The following is a 16,988-nucleotide window of genomic DNA, read 5'->3' as shown; positions in this document are numbered from 1 at the left end:
TGGAAGGTGGGGCGCCGGACGCCTGACGGGGTGCGGAAATAATTTCTTGAAAAAGTTTTGGAATCGGCGTAACCCTTCCGGGGTCCCCGTCGATTACCCAAGTGAGAGTGCCGGTCTGGAAGTTGTCCCCCATCAAATTCCAGCCCGGCATTTCTTATGCCTTCGGTGCGGCCGGCTGGTGCCAGGCCAGGACCTGCCTACGCCAGGACCTGCCGCTTCGAGGAGATAACCCCCGTGTCGAAGCCGGCAAGGTGCAGCCCGCCATGGAAGCGGGCGTGCTCGATCTTGACGCACCGGTCCATCACGACGTCGAGCCCGGCGGCTTCCGCCGCTTTTGCCACGTCCTCGTGCCATGAGCCCAACTGCAGCCATAGGGTCTTGGCGCCGGCAGCGATGGCCTCGTCCAGGACACCCGGGAGGTCATCGTGCTTGCGGAACACATCCACGATGTCCGGGCTTTCGGGAAGATCGGCGAGTGAGGCGTACGTCGGTTGGCCAAGGATTTCCTTCACTACCGGGTTCACGAAGTAAACCTGGTAGCGGGTGGAGGACTGCAGGTAGGTGGCCACGAAGTAGCTGGCGCGCGACGGCTTGTCCGAGGCGCCCACAATGGCGATGGACTTCGCCTCGCGGAGCAGGCTCAGGCGTTCCGGCGCAGAAGGTCCGGTCCAGGTGCGATCTTGCGTGCTCATGACAGTGCTCCGATCGTGCAGGCGTCGGCCGGTTCGTCGGCAAGCCCGGCTTCCGGGGCTGAGGCAGCGTCCAGGGCCTGGTCCAGGTCCCACAGGATGTCCTCGAGGTCTTCCAGGCCAACCGAGATGCGGACCAGGTCCTCCGGGACGCCGGCGGATACCAGCTGCTCCGGGCTGAGCTGCTGGTGGGTGGTGGACCCGGGGTGGATCACCAGGGTGCGGGAGTCGCCCACGTTGGCCAGGTGCGAGGCCAGCTGCAGGGCTTCAATGAACTTCTGCCCCGCCGAGCGGCCGCCCTTCACGCCGAAGGAGAAAACCGATCCCGGACCCAGGGGCAGGTACTTTTGCGCCCGCTCGAAGTGCGGGTGGGACGGCAGGCCGGAGAAGTTCACGTAGGCCACGCGGGGGTCGGCCTCCAGCCATTCGGCCACGGCCTGCGCGTTTCGCAGGTGCCCGTCCAGGCGCTGGGGGAGGGTCTCCACGCCCTGCAGCAGCTGGAACGCGGACTGCGGCGAGAGCGCGGGGCCGATGTCGCGCAGCTGCTCGCAGCGCAGCTTGGTGAGGAAGCCGTACTCGCCGAAGTTGCCCCACCAGGAGACGTTGCCGTAGGAGGCTACCGCCTCGGTCATCGTGGGGAACTTGCCGTTGCCCCAGTTGAACCGGCCGCTCTCCACGATGACGCCGCCCAGGGTGGTGCCGTGGCCGCCGAGGAACTTCGTGGCGGAGTGGATCACAATGTCCGCGCCGTGCTCGATCGGCCGCACGAGGTACGGCGTGCTCAGGGTGGCGTCGACGACGAGGGGGATGCCGGCGTCGTGCGCCACCTGTGCCAGCCCCTCAAGGTCCTGGACCTCCGACGACGGGTTGGCCACTACCTCGACGAAGATCGCCTTGGTGTTTTCCCGGACGGCCGCCGCATAGTCGGCCGGGTCGGTGCCAGGAACGAACGTGGTGTCCACGCCGAAGCGGCGCAGGGTCACGTCGAGCTGGGTGACCGTGCCGCCATACAGCTGGGAGGCCGCCACGATGTGGTCACCGGACTGGGTGAGCGCGGCGAAGGTGATGAACTCCGCGGCCATGCCCGACGATGTCGCAACAGCTCCGATGCCGCCCTCGAGCGAGGCGATGCGCTCCTCGAATGCCGCCACGGTCGGGTTGCCGATGCGGGAGTAGATGTTGCCGTACTTCTGCAGCGCGAACAGGTTGGCCGCGTCCTGGGTGTCCTTGAACACGAAGGACGTGGTCTGGTAGATGGGCACCGCACGGGCGCCGTGCTCGGCGTCGGGCGTGCCGCCGGCGTGCAGGGCGCGGGTGCGGAAACCAAACTTGCGGTCAGCCACTAGACAGTCACCAGCCCGGCGGGGAGTTCCAGCTCGGTGCCGTTCCTGCGGGCAAGATCTGCCTCGAGTTCACGGACGATCGGCAGGACGTCGCGGCCGAAGGCGGCAATTTCCTCCTGGAAGTGCAGGTAGCCGGTCAGGAAGAGGTTCACGCCGATCTTCTTGTACTCGACGATCCGCTCGGCGATCTGCTCGGGAGTGCCGATCAGTTGGGTCTTGAAACCGTCGTTGTACTGGACGAGGTCCTCGAACGTGGAATCAGCCCACATGCCCTTGCCGTCCTTGGTGGACGGGCCAGCTTCCTGCACGGCGTCGCGGAACCCCTGGACGGCCGGCTTGTGCGCCTTCTCCACGATCTCGCGGAGGGTGTCGCGGGCTTCCTTTTCCGAGTCCCGGGCGATCACGAAGCCGTTGAGGCCAAACCGGGGAGAAGCCAGCTGACCCTCGGCGCCGCGCTGGGTTTCGCCAGCCGCAGCAACCACGCCTGCGATGTTCTCCTTGAAGCCTTCCAGGTCCTTGCCGTTGGAGAAGTACCAGTCCGCAACCCGGCCCGCGGTGGCCTGGGCCGCCGTCGAGTTGCCGCCGAAGAAGATCTCCGGGTGCGCGCGGCCCGGAACGTCCACGGGGGCGGGGTTCAGGGTGAAGTCGGTGATGTTGTAGTACTTGCCGGACTGGCTGTACGCCTTCTCGGTCCACAGCCCGCGCAGCACCCTGATGAACTCCTCGGTGCGGACGTAGCGCTCGTCGTGTTCCAGCCATTCGAGCCCGAAGTTGGTGAACTCGTTCTTGAGCCAGCCGGAGACGATGTTGACGGCGGCGCGGCCGTTGGAAATGTGGTCGGCGGTGATGATGTACTTTGCCAGCACACCGGGGTGCCACATGCCCGGGTGGACGGCGGCGATCACCTTGAGGCGTTCGGTGGCGGCGAGCAGGGCAAGGCTGAAGGACGTCGCCTCGTGCTGCTTGTCGGCCCCGTAGGATGCGGCGTAGCGGGTCTGGGTCAGGGCGTACTCGAAACCGGATTCCTCCGCGATGCGGGCCAGCTTCTTGTTGTAGTCGAAGTCCCAGCCGGTGCGCTGCTCGATGGTCGAGACCACCAGGCCGCCGGACACGTTCGGCACCCAGTAGGCAAACTTCAGCGGTTCGGAAAGACGGGCTACGTTGCTGATGTCGTTCATGATCGTTCCTTTACTTCTGCCCGGAGTTGGGGTTTCCGGGGACGGCGGTGGCGCGGCGGCGCAGCGCATCCTGGATGACGGCAATGGCCGGTTCGTTCTGGAGTGAGGTGGTATCGCCCAGCGCGGTTCCTTCAAAGAGCTGGGTTAGCAGGCGGCGCATGATCTTGCCGCTGCGGGTCTTGGGTACGTCGGGGACGATGACGACGTCCCGCGGCTTCGCTATCGGCCCGATCGCCGTCGCGACGTGCCTGCGGAGGGCTTCGGTGGTTGTGCCTGTCGAAACCGCCGAAACCTCTCCCTTAAGGACGACAAACGCGACGACGGCGTGGCCGGTTTTGGGGTCGGCCACCGGACACACGCCGGCCTCCACGACGTCGGGGTGCGTGACCAGGGCGGACTCGATTTCGATCGTGGAGAGCAGGTGCCCTGAGACGTTAAGTGTGTCGTCCACGCGCCCCAGGATCCAGATGTCGCCGTCGTGGTCATACTTGGCGCCGTCGCCCGCGAGGAACCAGCCGTGCTCCGCGTACTGGCTCCAGTAGGAGTCGAAGTAGCGGCGCGGGTTGCCCCAGACGGTGCGGGCGATTGCCGGGCCGGGCTGGTCCACAACGATGAAGCCCTGCTCGCCGGCCCTGGTGCGGTTCCCTGCCTCGTCCACCACGCGGGTGCTGACGCCCGGCAGGGGGCGGGCGGCGCAGCCCGGCTTGAACTCGGTGTCGGTGGGTGCGGGGGACATGATGGTGGCCCCGGTTTCGGACTGCCACCAGGTGTCCACCATGGGGGCGTTGCCTGCGCCGAGGTTGTTGCGGAGCCAGCGCCACGCCTCCGGGTTCACGGCCTCGCCCACGGTGCCCAGCAGGCGGATGGAGGAGAAATCGTAGCTGTCCGGCACGCCGTCCGGGAACCAGCCCATCAGCGAGCGGACCAGGGTGGGCGCCGTGTAGTACTGAGTGACGCCGTAGCGTTCGATGATCTCGAAGTGGCGGCCCGGATGCGGCGTGTTGGGCGTGCCCTCGAAGATCACCTGGGTGGCGCCGTTGGAAAGCGGGCCGTAGATCTCGTAGGTATGCGCGGTGACCCAGGCGAGGTCGGCGGTGCACCAGTGCACGTCCCGGTCCCGAAGGGCAGGATCAGGATTGCTGAACAGATGCTCGAAGCTCCACGATGCCTGGGTCAGGTAACCGCCCGAGGTGTGCACCAGGCCCTTGGGCTTACCGGTGGTCCCGGAGGTGTACATGATGAAGAGGGGAGTCTCGGCGTCGAACGCCTCGGGCTCGTGGACATCGGAGGCCGGTCCGACGACGTCGTGCCACCAGACGTCGCGGCCCGCGGTCATGGGGACCGTGGCGAGGTCTCCGGGGGCGGTGGTGCGGTTAATGACCAGGATGCGTTCGATGGCGTTGTCTCCGGCGACGGCGGCATCAGCGTTGTCCTTGACCGGGACCGCAACGCCGCGGCGGAACTGGCCATCGGTGGTCACCAGCAGCTTGGCGCCCGTGTCCTCGACCCGGAACCGTAGGGCCTCGGCGGAGAAACCGCCGAACACGAGGGAGTGAACGGCTCCGATCCGCGCCACCGCGAGGGTGATGACGACCGTTTCCGGGATCACGGGCAGGTAGATGACCACGCGGTCGCCCTTGGTGATGCCGAGGGACAGCAGCGCATTGGCGGCCTTGGACACCTCACGCTGCAGCTCGGCATAGGTGATGGTGCGGCGGTCGCCCGGTTCGCCCTCGAAGAAGAGCGCCACCTTGTCGCCGCGTCCGGCGGCGACGTGGCGGTCCACGCAGTTATACGCGACGTTCAGCTTGCCGCCGTCGAACCACTTGATCTCGGGTCCGCGGCCGGCTTCGGCGTCGGTGGGCAGCCAGCTGTGCGCCGTGTGCCAGGGTTTGTGGCTGCCGGGGCGCTCGGCCCAGTCCAGCCGGAGGGCCTGATCCTCCCAGAAGGCCACATTGCCGGGGTCGACAATGGAGGTGGTGCCGCTGTGACGCGCCGGCCCGTCGGTGGGGACGCCGTGCACTGCGCCGTCCGTTGGCTCGGTCGAGGACCATCCCGAAGAGCCGGAAGAGGAGCCGGGCGCGTCACGCAGCCCTGCTTCGACCGCCGTCGCGTCCGAAGTGGATTGTGGGGTTGCCTCGGACGTAATCCGGGCAAGGGTGGGCAGGGCAGAAGTATTCTCTGGGGTCATTGCAGCACTCCATCGGTCCTGGCAGTAGCACCCCTGGGTCTCCGCCGGAACGGAAGAACAGTGGCGTGGGAATGGTCGTCTCACGTCACCCGGGGTTGCTGCGGCTTCATCGATCCAGGTCTCTCGGCCGCTCGGGATGGTCATTACCTACTAGAGCGGAGATGCACGATTTCTCAAAATCGGCGTCTTTTCGGCTGTAATATTCGTTCATCGCTGCCATCTTGCTGGGATGGCATTCTGATATTCGGGAAATGCTGCCAAATCACCGCAGGAGTAGAGTTGAGGCATGGCTCACGAAAACGATCCGGCGGTTATTGACCGGCTCATGCGAACGAAGGGCACCTGGGCCATTGTCGGCCTGACCCGGAATGAATGGCGCTCGGCCTACGACGTTTCGCTGTTTGTCCGGGACCGCATGGGCATGGAGATCATCCCCGTAAACCTGCCGGGGGACGACGTTCACGGGGAGAAGGGCTACCGGAGCCTCGCCGAGATCCCGGCGGCAAAGCACCCGATCGACGTCGTGGACTGCTTCGTCAATTCGCAGAAGGTGGGGGCCGTCATCGACCAGGCCATCGCTGTCGGCGCCAAGGCGGTGTGGCTGCAGCTGGGCGTGTTCGACGACGCCGCCGTCCAACGCGCAAAGGCCGCCGGGCTGGAGGTCGTGGTGAACTCGTGCCCCGCCCGCGAAGGCTGGCGCGTAGGCATTTAGCCGGTTCACGGCTGCGGTTCAGTGCCTCATCAGCTCCGGGTAATGGCGTTCGGTGACATCCGGGTGGGCACGCATCCGGCCCTTGAGCATGTTCAGGCCGAACGAGGCGAGCATCGGGTTGGAGGGGTCGTCCGAGATGCCGCGCGCCTGCGCCTTCAGTTCTGCCGGGAGGGGCACCGGATCGATCATCGCGTCGAGCCGGGGTGACCAGAAGAAGGGGACGGAGTAACGGTCCACTCCGGGTGGCGGGGCCTTGACCCGGTGGATGGTGGCAGCCAGGTAGCCTTCGGTGGCCACTTCCAGCATTTCGCCGAGGTTCACTACCAGCGCTTCAGGGATGGGCTCCACGGGTGCCCATTCGCTCGCGCCCGGCGGCAGCACTTCAAGCCCGCCCACCTCATCCTGGAGGAGGAGGGTCACAAATCCGTAGTCCGCGTGGGAGCCCACTCCCTGGTCGCCCGCGGCCTCCACCACGCCGCCGACGTAATGGACCAGCTTGCCCATCCAAGCCGGGGTATCCCTGAACGGTTCATCAAAATAGTTCTCCGGCTGGTGCAGGGACACGGCGATGGCCCGCATGAGCTCCGCGCCCACCGTGGACATGAGCTCCGCCCAGGCCATGGCCGCCTGCCTTAGCTCCGGCATCGACTCATCCGGCCAGAGGTTGTGGCCCTGGAGGAGCCAGTACGGCTGCTCTGGGGGATAGTCGTTCACCGGCTCCCGGTCGGGTGAGTAGTCGATCTGCTCGCGCGCGTCCGCCCTTCCCTGCGTGACCTCCGTGCCCATCCGGGTGTAGCCACGGAAATGCGGTGACAGCCGGTTGTCCAGCTTCATGCGTTCTTCGAGGGGCAGGTCGAAAAAGCGCCTGATCGTGGCCAGCAGCTCCTTGGCCTGGCCGGGGGCGCCGCCGTAGCCGATGACCTGGAAGAAACCGACGCGGTGGGTGGCGTCACGGAGCTCCTCAATGAACTCCGGGTTGAAGGAACCGTCGGCCCGGCGTGCGGAGCCGAGATCCAGTACAGGTATGGTCTCCCGGGCAGCTGCCATGTTCGCAGACTAGCACCGCCCGGAAAGGGTTTGTAGGCTCGCAGCATGGACCCAGCCGAACTGAGAAAAATCTGCCTGTCGTTTCCGGGCACCTTCGAGGACTTTCCGTTCGGCCCCGAAACGTCTGTGTTCAAGGTCAGGGCGGCCGTGTCCGGCGGGGCAAAGCAGGAAGCCAAAATGTTCGCGGCGTCCGCCATGGATCCTGACGACTGGTCGGTGAGCCTCAAGTGCGAGCCTGCCCTGGCCGAACAGCTCCGGGCCGTGCATCCGGAGATCACCGGCGCGTGGCACATGAACAAGACGCACTGGAACGGGGTCCGCCTGGACGGGGCCCTGCCCGATGACATGGTCCGGGACATGGTGGAGGACTCCTACGACCTTGTGGTTGCCTCGCTGAGCCGGAAACAGCGGGAGCAGCTTGGCTGGGCCAGGCAGGCGGGCCATGGGTGAGAAGCGCCTGGCCCGGGGTGTCCTCAACTATCCGGACACCGGGGCCACCGAGCACGGCGGGTCGCCGGCGGGCTACCGCCGCGTGGCGTCCCGCACCTATCTCGGCGAGGGGTCTGAGGTCTACCTCCAGGTGGCCCGGGGGATCCTTGCCTGGGAACTGCAGCGGCGGTCCGGCCTGCGGATCCGGACCGAGTCCGGCGTCGTCGTTCCCGGCACCCGCGTGGTGAGCGGATTCGGCGTCGGGCCCTTCCGCCTCAACGTTCCCTGTGAAGTGGTGTGGGTGCACCGCCCTGTTCCGGGCGGCGGACCGCAGTCCGCCGGCTTTGGCTACGGCTCCCTGCCGGGCCACCCGGTGCGAGGTGAGGAGTCGTTCGAGGCTGAAATTGATGCCCAGGGCCGGGTCTACCTCAGCATCACGGCGTTCAGCCGGCCGTCCAACTGGTTCTACGCTGCTGGCGGCGCGCTCGCCCGCCGCGCGCAGCGGCTCATGACTTCCCGATACATTGAAGGTGCTCGCCAACTCGCCGCAGGTGAAAGCTGATCAGGAGAGGTACATGCTGGACCAAAAGAGCCTTGACCTTTTGTGGAACTTCGAGGATCCGAAGCTGTCCGAGCAGCGCTTCCGGGATGCGCTGGCCGACCCGCGGTACGACGCCGACGAGCGGGCCGAGCTCGCCACGCAGCTGGGGCGGGCCATCGGGCTCCAGGGCCGCTTCGAAGAGGCTGACGCGCTGCTCGACGCGATTGACGGGGACGAGCCGACGGTAGGTGTCCGGATCCTGCTGGAGCGCGGGCGGGTCCTGAACTCGAGCGGTCACGCGGCCATGGCGGTGCCCCTGTTTGAGCAGGCAGCCGAGCTCGGTGACCATCTTGGCGAGGAATTCCTTGCGGTGGACGCGCTGCACATGCTGGCCATCGCCGACTCCGCCCATGCGGAGCTCTGGACCCGCAGTGCGCTGGAGTACGCCTCCACCGTCCACGACGAGCGCACCAAGCGCTGGATGGTGGCCCTGCACAACAACCTGGGCTGGACGCTGCATGCTGCGGGCCGGCTCACTGAGGCGCTCGTGGAGTTCCAGCTGGCTGAGCAGTGGGCCGAACGCGTCGGAACCCCGGCCCAGCAGCAGTACGCCCGCGAGGCCATCGCGGAGTGCGAACAGGCGCTGGCCGCCCACTGATTGACCGCCCACTGGCGGCCCACCTGAAGATTTGGCTCGTTCGAGCCGACTACCCAAGAACGGAAGGAACCCCGTGATTTTCATCGTCGTCAAGTTCAAGATCAAGCCGGACTGGTCCGACAAGTGGCTCGGCCTCGTGGCCGACTTCACCGAGGCCACCCGCCAGGAGCCGGGCAACCTGTGGTTCGACTGGTCCCGCAGCGTGGACGACCCCAACGAGTTCGTCCTCGTCGAAGCGTTCAAGGACGATGCCGCCAGCGAGCACGTCAACAGCGCCCACTTCAAGAAGGCCATGGCGGACATGCCTCAGGCCCTCGCCGAGACCCCGCGCATCATCAGCCGACAATTCGATGGCGAAGGCTGGGACACCATGGGTGAACTCACCATCTAGGCCCCATCGCTAGCATTAATGTCATGTGGATCGGCTGGATCGAGTTCGACATCCTCCTTGGCGACGTGCACAGCCTCAAGGAAAAGCGGTCCGTCGTGCGGCCGCTCCTGGCCGAGGTCAAACGGCGCTATGAGGTTTCCGTGGCCGAGGTGGGGGACCACGAGCAGTACCGCCGCACGAGGATCGGCGCCGGCCTGGTCGCCGCCGACCGCGCGCACCTCGTGGAGGTGCTCACCGCCGTCGAACGCTTCGTGGCCTTCCGCCCCGAACTGGAGCTGCTGAGCGCCCGGCAGCGGGAAATCCACAGCGAGGACTAACAGGCGTTTAAGCGCGAACGGACACTTAAGCCCCGGGGATGGGTGCTTAAGTGTCCGTTCGGACTCGGTGGGTGGGCCTGTCGAAACCTTACGGGTCAGATCTCGACAGGCTCGATCACCGGGAGGGCGGCGGTGGGGATTAGCCGAAGTACTTCGGCAGGGTGGCCTCGTGGGCTTCGCGGAGGGCGTCCAGCGAGAGGGGGTCCACGCCGTTGATCTCCAGCTGTCCGCTGGCTGCGTCCACCACGCCGATGCGCAGGTGCTCGAAGCCGCGGGCGGTGCACATGTCCTTGAAGCGGACTTCCTCGGAGCGCGGAACGCTAACGACGGCGCGGCCCTGGGTCTCGGAGAACAGCGCCGTGAAGAGGTCAATGCCGTCGCGGTCCAGGACATCCTGCAGCGCGATCCGGGCACCCACGCCGTAGCGCAGCGACGATTCCACGAGGGCCGCGGCGAGGCCGCCCTCGGAGAGGTCGTGGGCCGAGTCCACCATGCCGTCGCGGGACGCGTTGATCAGGATCTCGCCCAGCGCGCGTTCGGCCTCGAGGTCAACCTTGGGAGGCAGGCCGCCGAGGTGGCCGCGCAGGTTGGACCATTCGGAGCCGTCCAGTTCGGCAGCCGTGGTTCCCAGCAGGTAGATGGCTGCGCCGTCTTCCCGCCAGCCCGACGGCGTGCGGCGGGCGACGTCGTCGAGCTTGCCCAGCACTGCCACCACGGGGGAGGGGTGGATCGGCGTGGTGCCGGTCTGGTTGTACAGCGAGACGTTGCCGCCGGTCACCGGGATGCCGAGCACCATGCAGGCGTCGGAGAGGCCGCGGATGGCCTCGGCCAGCTGCCACATGACGTCCGGGTCCTCGGGGGAGCCGAAGTTCAGGCAGTCGCTGACGGCCATCGGCACGGCGCCCGAGGTGGCCACGTTGCGGTAGGCCTCGGCCAGTGCCAGCTGGGCGCCGTGGTACGGGTCCAGGTAGGTGTAGCGGCCGTTGGCGTCGGTGGCCAGGGCAACCCCCAGGCCGGATTCCTCGTCCACGCGGACCACGCCTGCGTCATCCGGGAATGCCATGGCGGTGTTGCCGCCGACGTACCGGTCGTACTGGTTGGTGATCCAGGACTTGTCGCACATGTTCGGCGAGGCAACGAGCTCGGTGACGGCTGCGGCCAGTTCCGCGGGTGCGGAGGGGCGGCCGGCGTCCTGCACGGAACCAGTGAACTTATCGGCCTGGAGCGCGTCCTGCCACTCCGGGCGGGCGAACGGGCGGTCGTAGACCGGGCCGTCGTGGGCCACGGTGCGTGGGTCGACGTCGACAATGACTTCGCCTTCCCACGTGATGATCAGGCGGCCGCTGTCGGTCACCTCACCCAGCCAGGCGTACTCCACGGCCCACTTGTCCATGACGGCTTCGAAGGCCTCGACGTTCTCCGGCGTCACCACGGCCATCATGCGTTCCTGGGACTCGGACATCAGGATCTCGCCCGGAGTCAGGGTGGGATCGCGCAGCAGGACAGAGGTCAGTTCGACGTTCATGCCGCCGTCGCCGTTGGAGGCGAGCTCGGACGTGGCGCAGGAGATGCCTGCGGCGCCGAGGTCCTGGATGCCTTCCACCAGCGAGCCCTTGAACAGTTCAAGGCAGCACTCGATCAGGACCTTCTCGGCGAACGGGTCGCCCACCTGGACGGCAGGCCGCTTGGACGGCTTGGTGTCGTCGAAGGACTCGGAAGCGAGCACGGAGGCGCCGCCGATGCCGTCGCCGCCGGTGCGGGCACCGAACAGCACCACCTTGTTGCCCTTGCCGGAGGCGTTGGCCAGGCGGATGTCCTCGTGGCGCATCACGCCCACGGCCAGGGCGTTGACCAGCGGGTTGCCCTGGTAGACGGAGTCGAAGACCATCTCGCCGCCGATGTTCGGCAGGCCCAGCGAGTTGCCGTAGCCGCCGATGCCGGCGACCGCGCCGTGCATGACGCGGGCGGTGTCCGGGTGGTCGATGGCGCCGAAGCGCAGCGGATCCATCACGGCAACCGGGCGGGCGCCCATGGAGATGATGTCGCGGACGATGCCGCCGATGCCGGTGGCGGCACCCTGGTACGGCTCCACGAACGACGGGGAGTTGTGGGACTCAATCTTGAAGGTCACGGCCCAGCCGTCGCCCAGGTTGGTGACGCCGGCGTTCTCGCCGATGCCCACCAGCATGTCCTTCTTCATCTCGTCGGTCACCTTCTCGCCGAACTGGCGCAGGTGGTTCTTCGAGGACTTGTAGGAGCAGTGCTCGCTCCACATCACGGAGTACATGGCGAGTTCCGCGCCGGTCGGGCGGCGGCCCAGGACCTTGACGATCTCGTCGAATTCGTTGCGCTTCAGGCCCAGCTCGGCCCAGGGAAGCTCGGTGTCCGGCGTCTTGGCCGCGTTCTCGACGGTGTCGATGTTGAACTTCTTGGTCTCGGTGATCGAGCTTGTCGAAATCTCGGTCATTAGTTCGCTCCCACAATCTTGTTCAGTACCGAGGTGAAGAGACCGAGGCCTTCGGTGTCGGACCCGCCGATACCGTCCAGGGACTCGGGGCCGAAGCCCACCTCCACGGCGTGCTCCGGGTGCGGCATGAGGCCCACCACGTTGCCGGCGGCGTTCGAGATGCCGGCGATGTCGCGGCGCGAACCGTTCGGGTTGAAGCCCACGTAGCGGAACACCACGCGGCCCTCGGCCTCCAGGGCGTCAAGGGTCTTCTCGTCCGCGATGTACTGGCCGTCCTGGTTCTTCAGCGGCACGGTGATTTCCTGGCCCGGGGCGTAGTCCCCGGTCCAGTAGGTGCTGTTGTTCTCGACCCGCAACACCTGGTCGCGGCAGATGAACTTCAGGTGGTCGTTCTTGATCATCGAGCCGGGCAGCAGGTGCGACTCGGTCAGCAGCTGGAAGCCGTTGCAGATGCCGAGGACCGGCAGCTTGGCGTCCGAGTTGGCGGCGTCGATGATCTTCGACATCAGCGGGGCGAAGCGTGCGATGGCGCCGGCGCGGAGGTAATCGCCGTAGGAGAATCCGCCCGGCAGGATGACGGCGTCGACGTCGCCCAGTTCGGAGTCTCCGTGCCAGAGCTCCACGGGCGTGCCGCCCGCGAGCCGGACAGCACGGGAAGCGTCCCGGTCATCCAGGGTTCCGGGGAAAGTGACGACGCCGATCCGCGCACCCGCGAGGCGCGGCTCGGAGGCGACGGCGACTGCCTCGCCGATCAGGGGAAGTTCAGTCATCTCAGGCCTCGACGACCTCGACGTTGACGACGTCCTCGATCACGGGGTTGGACAGCAGGGTTTCGGCAGCATCGCGGGCCTGGGCCAGGATCTCCTCGGTCACCTCGCCGTCAACGGTCAGTTCGAAACGCTTGCCCTGGCGTACAGAGCTAAAGCTGGTGAAGCCCAGGCGGGGGAGTGCTCCCACGATGGCCTTCCCCTGCGGGTCCAGAATCTCGGGCTTGGGCATGACGTCGACAACGATCCGGGGCATCCGGCAACTCCTGTGCATGTGCATTGGGTAAGGGCGCAGCGGAGTGGTGCCGTCTCACGCCATTCCTTCGGTTGCCTGGCCGGTTCAAATGGCAGGGCATTCAAATGGCATGGTGTGGACGGGCGCTCCGCGAGCTTGCATGCCTATTCTACCGGCCACGGCGCACCACTTTCGTATCCGGGGCGACGGACGTCCGGCGGACGTCCGGCAGACGCCGTAGGAACGGAAGAACGACGCCGGCTCTGGCCCGCCGAGGGCACGCTCAGTAGGATTGCGGAATGGCTGAGAAACCGAAATCCGTCCTGTTGCCGGTGATGGCCGTCGCCGTGTTCGCCGGCCTCGGCAGGATGGTGTTCCAGAAGATCAAAGCCGACCGTGCGGCCCGGCAGAACCGTGTTGGCCGGGGTGCCGCCGGACAGGACCGGGTGGCCGGTCCCGTGGACGAGAAGACGCGGCAGTGGATCAGCGAGGTGGTCCGCACTCCGCGGCAGTAACTCCACTTAGCCGCGCCAGCGAACCTTGAATTCCCCGGCGGCGGGTGCCCTTTCGGGTGCCCGCCGCTGCTTTGTGATGGGAATGTCGAAGACCGTGACAAAAAAGTAAATTCCGGTTTGTGCCCTATGTCATATGCGGCTCTCAGTAGGTACTGTGGGGATCGGTCGACGATTGCTGGGATCGACAGGACCTGTCATCTTCACGTGTCGTTGCCGCCTGCGCCCGGCAATGCAGCCGGGGCTGTTCCTTATGAAAGGTTCAAACCACTCGTGAAATCAGCAGGAAAAAGCTTCTTCCGAAGCCGGGGGGCCCGGAAAGCAGCGGCACTGGTTGTCGGCTTGCCTTTGCTCCTTTCGTCAGTCGGCGCGCTGCCCGCAACCGCGGCGCCGTCGCAGGGTGCGGCTCCGGCCGCGCAGCAAAAGAACGTCGACCCCAACGACTACTCGGCCGGCCGCTACATCGTGGTCCTGACCGAGAAGCCCGCCGCCACCTATGAAGGCGGCACGCCCGGCCTGCAGGCCACAAAGCCGCGGTCCGGCCGCAAACTCGACGCCGGCCGGGCAGAGGTTCGCAAGTACCAGGCACACCTTGAGGCGAAGCAGGCCGCCCTGGCCGAAAAGGAAAAGGTTCAGATCCGCCGCAGCTACACGGCGGCACTGAACGGCTTCAGCGCCACGCTCACCGCCGACCAGGCCTTGAACCTGGCAAAGGACCCCGGGGTCCTTGCCGTGGCGCCGGACACCCAACAGGCCCCGCACTACTCCACCACGGACTTCCTCAAGCTCAGCGGCACCAACGGCACGTGGAACAAGCAGTTCGGCGGCAAGGCGGGCGCCGGCAAGGGCGTTGTGGTGGGCGTCATCGACTCCGGCTACACGCCCGGCAGCCAGTTCTTCGCCGGCAAAGACGTTGCGCCGCTCAGGGGCAATCCGCAGGTTGGCGTTCCCTACCGCACTGCAGGCGGCAACATTGCGATGCTGAAGGCGGATGGCAGCACCTTCGAGGGCGAGTGCCAGAAGGGCGAAAAGTTCAACGGAACGGCCTGCAACTCCAAGGTCCTCAGTGCCAGGTACTTCTCCGACGCCTTCGAGGACTCCGTGGCCAAGCCGGATCGGGCTCCTGAGGAACTGATTTCGCCTGTGGATGTGGGAAGCCACGGAACGCACACGGCCAGCACCGCCGCCGGTAACGCCGACGTTGAGACCTTCGTTGACGGCCGCAGCTTCGGCCTGACCGGCGGCATCGCACCGGCGGCCAAGCTTTCGATCTACAAGATCTGCTGGGAGGACAATGACCCCAACACCGGCGGCTGCTACACCTCGTCCGCCGTGGACGCCATCAACCAGGCCGTGCTCGACGGCGTGGACGTCCTGAACTACTCGATCTCGGGCACCACCTCCACCACCACGGACCCGGTATCCATGGCGTTCCTGTCCGCCGCCTCAGCCGGCATCTTCGTGGCCACCTCCGCGGGTAACTCCGGCCCGGAAGCCAGCACCGTGAACCACGGCGAGCCGTGGGTCACCACCGTTGCGGCCAGCAGTTTCTCCCAGGAACTGCAGGGCACTGTCGCGTTCTCCGACGGCAGCAAGTTCCGCGGCGCCAGCATCATGAACCGGGAAGTTGCCGGCGCAGGTGTTGTGCTCGCCGCTGATGCAGCATCCGGGCAGGCCGCCGACCCTGCACTGTGCGCCCCGGGCTCACTGGATCCGGCCAAGGTCGCCGGCAAGGTGGTGGTCTGCGACCGCGGCGTGTATGACCGGGTGGCCAAGAGCGCCGAGGTTGCGCGGGGCGGCGGTGTGGGCATGATCCTCGTCAACCTGACAGCATCATCGCTCGACGCCGACAAGCACTCCGTCCCCACCGTGCACGTGAATCCGCCAGCCACGGCCACCATCAAGGCCAAGGTGGCGGCGAACCCGGCCATCACGGTCTCCCTGATCAACAAGGACACCACGGGACTGCCCGCCGAGGCGCAACCCCAGATCGCCGGCTTCTCCTCCCGCGGACCGCTCCTCGCCACCGACTCCGACCTGCTGAAGCCCGATGTCGCCGCACCGGGCGTGGGTGTCCTGGCCGGAGTATCGCCGATCGGCGCCGGCGGCGACGAATTCGGTTTCATGTCCGGTACATCGATGGCGTCGCCCCACGTGGCCGGATTCGGTGCCCTCATCCTGGGCAAGAACCCCGTCTGGTCCCCGGCCGCGGTGAAGTCGGCCATGATGACCACCGCCGGCGACGTCAAGCTCGCAGACGGCAGCAAGAACACAGACGTCCTGGCCACCGGTGCCGGGCAGGTCGATCCCGCCCGCGTGCTGGATCCGGGGCTCGTGTACGACGCCGGAACCGATGACTACCTGCGGTTCATCCAGGGAACCGGCGTGGACCTGGGCATTCCCGGCCTCGGCAGCACCCGGCCCCGCGACATGAACGTCCCGTCCTTCTCGCTTGGAAACCTGGCCGGCAGGATCGAGGTCACCCGCACGGTGACGGCGCTGACGCCCGGCGTGTACAGCGCCAAGGCCAGCGTGCCGGGAGTGAAGGTGACGGTCACCCCGTCGGTCCTGTCCTTCGCCGCACCCGGCGAGAAGCGCACGTTCAAGGTGGCCTTTGAAAACCAGAGCGCCAAACTGGGTGAGTTCGCCGCCGGTTCACTGATGTGGCAGGGTGCCAACAAGACCGTGACGTCACCCGTTGCGGCCCGGCCGCAGTCGGTGGTGGCTCCCAAGAACATCTCGTTCACCTCCCAAGGGGCCAACGGTTCCGGGAACATCGGCATCGTCTCGGGTTCGAACTCGCCCACGAACGTGACGCTAGACGGCCTGTCGAAGGCCGACTCCTCGGCCATCGAGCTGGTCCCCGGGCCGTTCCGGTACGAGGCGGACGCCTCGAACTTCGTCAAGACCGTGGAAGTTCCGTCCGGCGTGCCGCTGGCCAAGCTCTCCGTGATTTCCGCGGACGAGAACGCCGACTTCGACATGGTGGTCATCACCCCGGACGGCCAGGGGATTGTCGCCGCCACGGCCTCGGCGAGCGAGTCCGTCTCGATTCCCAACCCTGCTGCCGGTACCTACCGGATGTTCGTAAACCTCTACGACAGCCCCGGCCAACAGGCAACCAAGGCCTCCGTGGATGCTGCCGTCCTGGGGGCAAATGAGGGCAACGCCACCGTGACGCCCGATCCGGTCCGCCTCGCGAACGGGCTGTCCGGGAAGCTCGCCCTTACCTGGAAGAACTTGGCTCCTGGCTCCTACATCGGGCGGGTCACCTTCGACGGGGCCAGTTCCCCGACGTTTGTGAACGTAGTAGTAGCGGAGGGCGGCGCCGTCGCGGTCGCACCTTCTTCGGAAGATCCGAAGAAAAAGAAGGAACAGGGGAAGGTCCAGAACGAGGACCTGACGCGGTCACCGGATAACTCCATCTAGGAAGGTCCCGGAACCGGGTTCCCGAAAGGGCCCCACAGCGAAGGCCGGCGGGCGTGGCGCAACATGCCAAGGTCCCGCCGGC

General features: G+C 66.6%; 16 protein-coding genes. 8 read left to right on the top strand and 8 right to left on the bottom strand.

The window, feature by feature from the left end:
- Positions 1-197: 197 nt before the first annotated feature.
- From AC5RWD_RS12120 to acs, 4 genes are read right to left on the bottom strand one after another with little or no spacing between them, the layout of a single operon-like run.
- Entirely contained in the window at positions 198-692 is a 495-nt protein-coding gene (locus tag AC5RWD_RS12120) for a CoA-binding protein (protein ID WP_494020231.1), read from the bottom strand.
- The gene (locus tag AC5RWD_RS12115; protein WP_494020230.1) at positions 689-2,032 is read right to left on the bottom strand and encodes an O-acetylhomoserine aminocarboxypropyltransferase/cysteine synthase family protein; all 1,344 of its coding nucleotides are present in this window, start codon (positions 2,030-2,032) and stop codon (positions 689-691) included. The genes AC5RWD_RS12120 and AC5RWD_RS12115 overlap by 4 nt, the downstream gene beginning before the upstream one ends.
- Positions 2,032-3,210: a dimethylsulfone monooxygenase SfnG gene (sfnG, locus tag AC5RWD_RS12110; protein WP_494020229.1), complete on the bottom strand. Its 1,179-nt coding sequence runs from the start codon at positions 3,208-3,210 to the stop codon at positions 2,032-2,034. Before sfnG ends, AC5RWD_RS12115 begins: the two co-directional genes overlap by 1 nt.
- 10 nt (positions 3,211-3,220) lie before the next feature.
- Complete coding sequence (acs, locus tag AC5RWD_RS12105; RefSeq protein ID WP_494020228.1) at positions 3,221-5,401, bottom strand: acetate--CoA ligase; 2,181 nt, start codon at positions 5,399-5,401, stop codon at positions 3,221-3,223.
- Positions 5,402-5,687: 286 nt separating this feature from the next.
- On the opposite strand from acs, the gene AC5RWD_RS12100 reads away from it, so the two are divergent.
- Entirely contained in the window at positions 5,688-6,113 is a 426-nt protein-coding gene (locus tag AC5RWD_RS12100; protein WP_494020227.1) for a CoA-binding protein, read from the top strand.
- An 18-nt stretch (positions 6,114-6,131) separates the two neighbouring features.
- Here the strand turns inward: AC5RWD_RS12100 and AC5RWD_RS12095 are convergent, their stop codons facing one another.
- Positions 6,132-7,160, bottom strand: coding sequence for an isopenicillin N synthase family dioxygenase (locus AC5RWD_RS12095; RefSeq protein ID WP_494020226.1), 1,029 nt, complete (start codon positions 7,158-7,160; stop codon positions 6,132-6,134).
- A gap of 45 nt (positions 7,161-7,205) precedes the next feature.
- On the opposite strand from AC5RWD_RS12095, the gene AC5RWD_RS12090 reads away from it, so the two are divergent.
- From AC5RWD_RS12090 to AC5RWD_RS12070, 5 genes are all read left to right on the top strand, one after another.
- The gene (locus AC5RWD_RS12090) at positions 7,206-7,610 is read left to right on the top strand and encodes an MmcQ/YjbR family DNA-binding protein (RefSeq protein WP_494020225.1); all 405 of its coding nucleotides are present in this window, start codon (positions 7,206-7,208) and stop codon (positions 7,608-7,610) included.
- Positions 7,603-8,151: a DUF1990 domain-containing protein gene (locus tag AC5RWD_RS12085; RefSeq protein ID WP_494020224.1), complete on the top strand. Its 549-nt coding sequence runs from the start codon at positions 7,603-7,605 to the stop codon at positions 8,149-8,151. The genes AC5RWD_RS12090 and AC5RWD_RS12085 overlap by 8 nt, the downstream gene beginning before the upstream one ends.
- Before the next feature lie 13 nt (positions 8,152-8,164).
- Positions 8,165-8,788 carry a hypothetical protein gene (locus AC5RWD_RS12080; protein ID WP_494020223.1) on the top strand — a complete coding sequence of 208 codons (624 nt, stop codon included), beginning with the start codon at positions 8,165-8,167 and terminating at the stop codon, positions 8,786-8,788.
- 73 nt (positions 8,789-8,861) lie between these two features.
- Positions 8,862-9,179 carry a putative quinol monooxygenase gene (locus AC5RWD_RS12075; RefSeq protein WP_494020222.1) on the top strand — a complete coding sequence of 106 codons (318 nt, stop codon included), beginning with the start codon at positions 8,862-8,864 and terminating at the stop codon, positions 9,177-9,179.
- Positions 9,180-9,202: 23 nt separating this feature from the next.
- Positions 9,203-9,496 carry a DUF503 domain-containing protein gene (locus AC5RWD_RS12070; RefSeq protein WP_306920675.1) on the top strand — a complete coding sequence of 98 codons (294 nt, stop codon included), beginning with the start codon at positions 9,203-9,205 and terminating at the stop codon, positions 9,494-9,496.
- A 139-nt stretch (positions 9,497-9,635) separates the two neighbouring features.
- Here AC5RWD_RS12070 and purL read toward each other — a convergent pair whose 3' ends face one another.
- From purL to purS, 3 genes are read right to left on the bottom strand one after another with little or no spacing between them, the layout of a single operon-like run.
- The gene (gene purL / locus AC5RWD_RS12065) at positions 9,636-11,963 is read right to left on the bottom strand and encodes a phosphoribosylformylglycinamidine synthase subunit PurL (RefSeq protein ID WP_494020221.1); all 2,328 of its coding nucleotides are present in this window, start codon (positions 11,961-11,963) and stop codon (positions 9,636-9,638) included.
- The gene (gene purQ / locus AC5RWD_RS12060; protein WP_494020220.1) at positions 11,963-12,733 is read right to left on the bottom strand and encodes a phosphoribosylformylglycinamidine synthase subunit PurQ; all 771 of its coding nucleotides are present in this window, start codon (positions 12,731-12,733) and stop codon (positions 11,963-11,965) included. Before purQ ends, purL begins: the two co-directional genes overlap by 1 nt.
- A gap of 1 nt (position 12,734) precedes the next feature.
- On the bottom strand, positions 12,735-12,986 hold the full coding sequence (gene purS / locus AC5RWD_RS12055) for a phosphoribosylformylglycinamidine synthase subunit PurS (RefSeq protein ID WP_015935902.1): 252 nt from the start codon (positions 12,984-12,986) through the stop codon (positions 12,735-12,737).
- Positions 12,987-13,264: 278 nt separating this feature from the next.
- On the opposite strand from purS, the gene AC5RWD_RS12050 reads away from it, so the two are divergent.
- On the top strand, positions 13,265-13,480 hold the full coding sequence (locus tag AC5RWD_RS12050) for a hypothetical protein (RefSeq protein WP_306920682.1): 216 nt from the start codon (positions 13,265-13,267) through the stop codon (positions 13,478-13,480).
- A 270-nt stretch (positions 13,481-13,750) separates the two neighbouring features.
- A complete protein-coding gene (locus AC5RWD_RS12045; RefSeq protein ID WP_494020219.1) occupies positions 13,751-16,906 on the top strand; it encodes a S8 family serine peptidase in 3,156 nt (1,051 codons plus the stop codon).
- Positions 16,907-16,988: the final 82 nt, after the last annotated feature.

The organism is Arthrobacter sp. CMU6, assembly GCF_059090205.1.
This window is presented reverse-complemented; position numbering and strand designations above follow the sequence as displayed.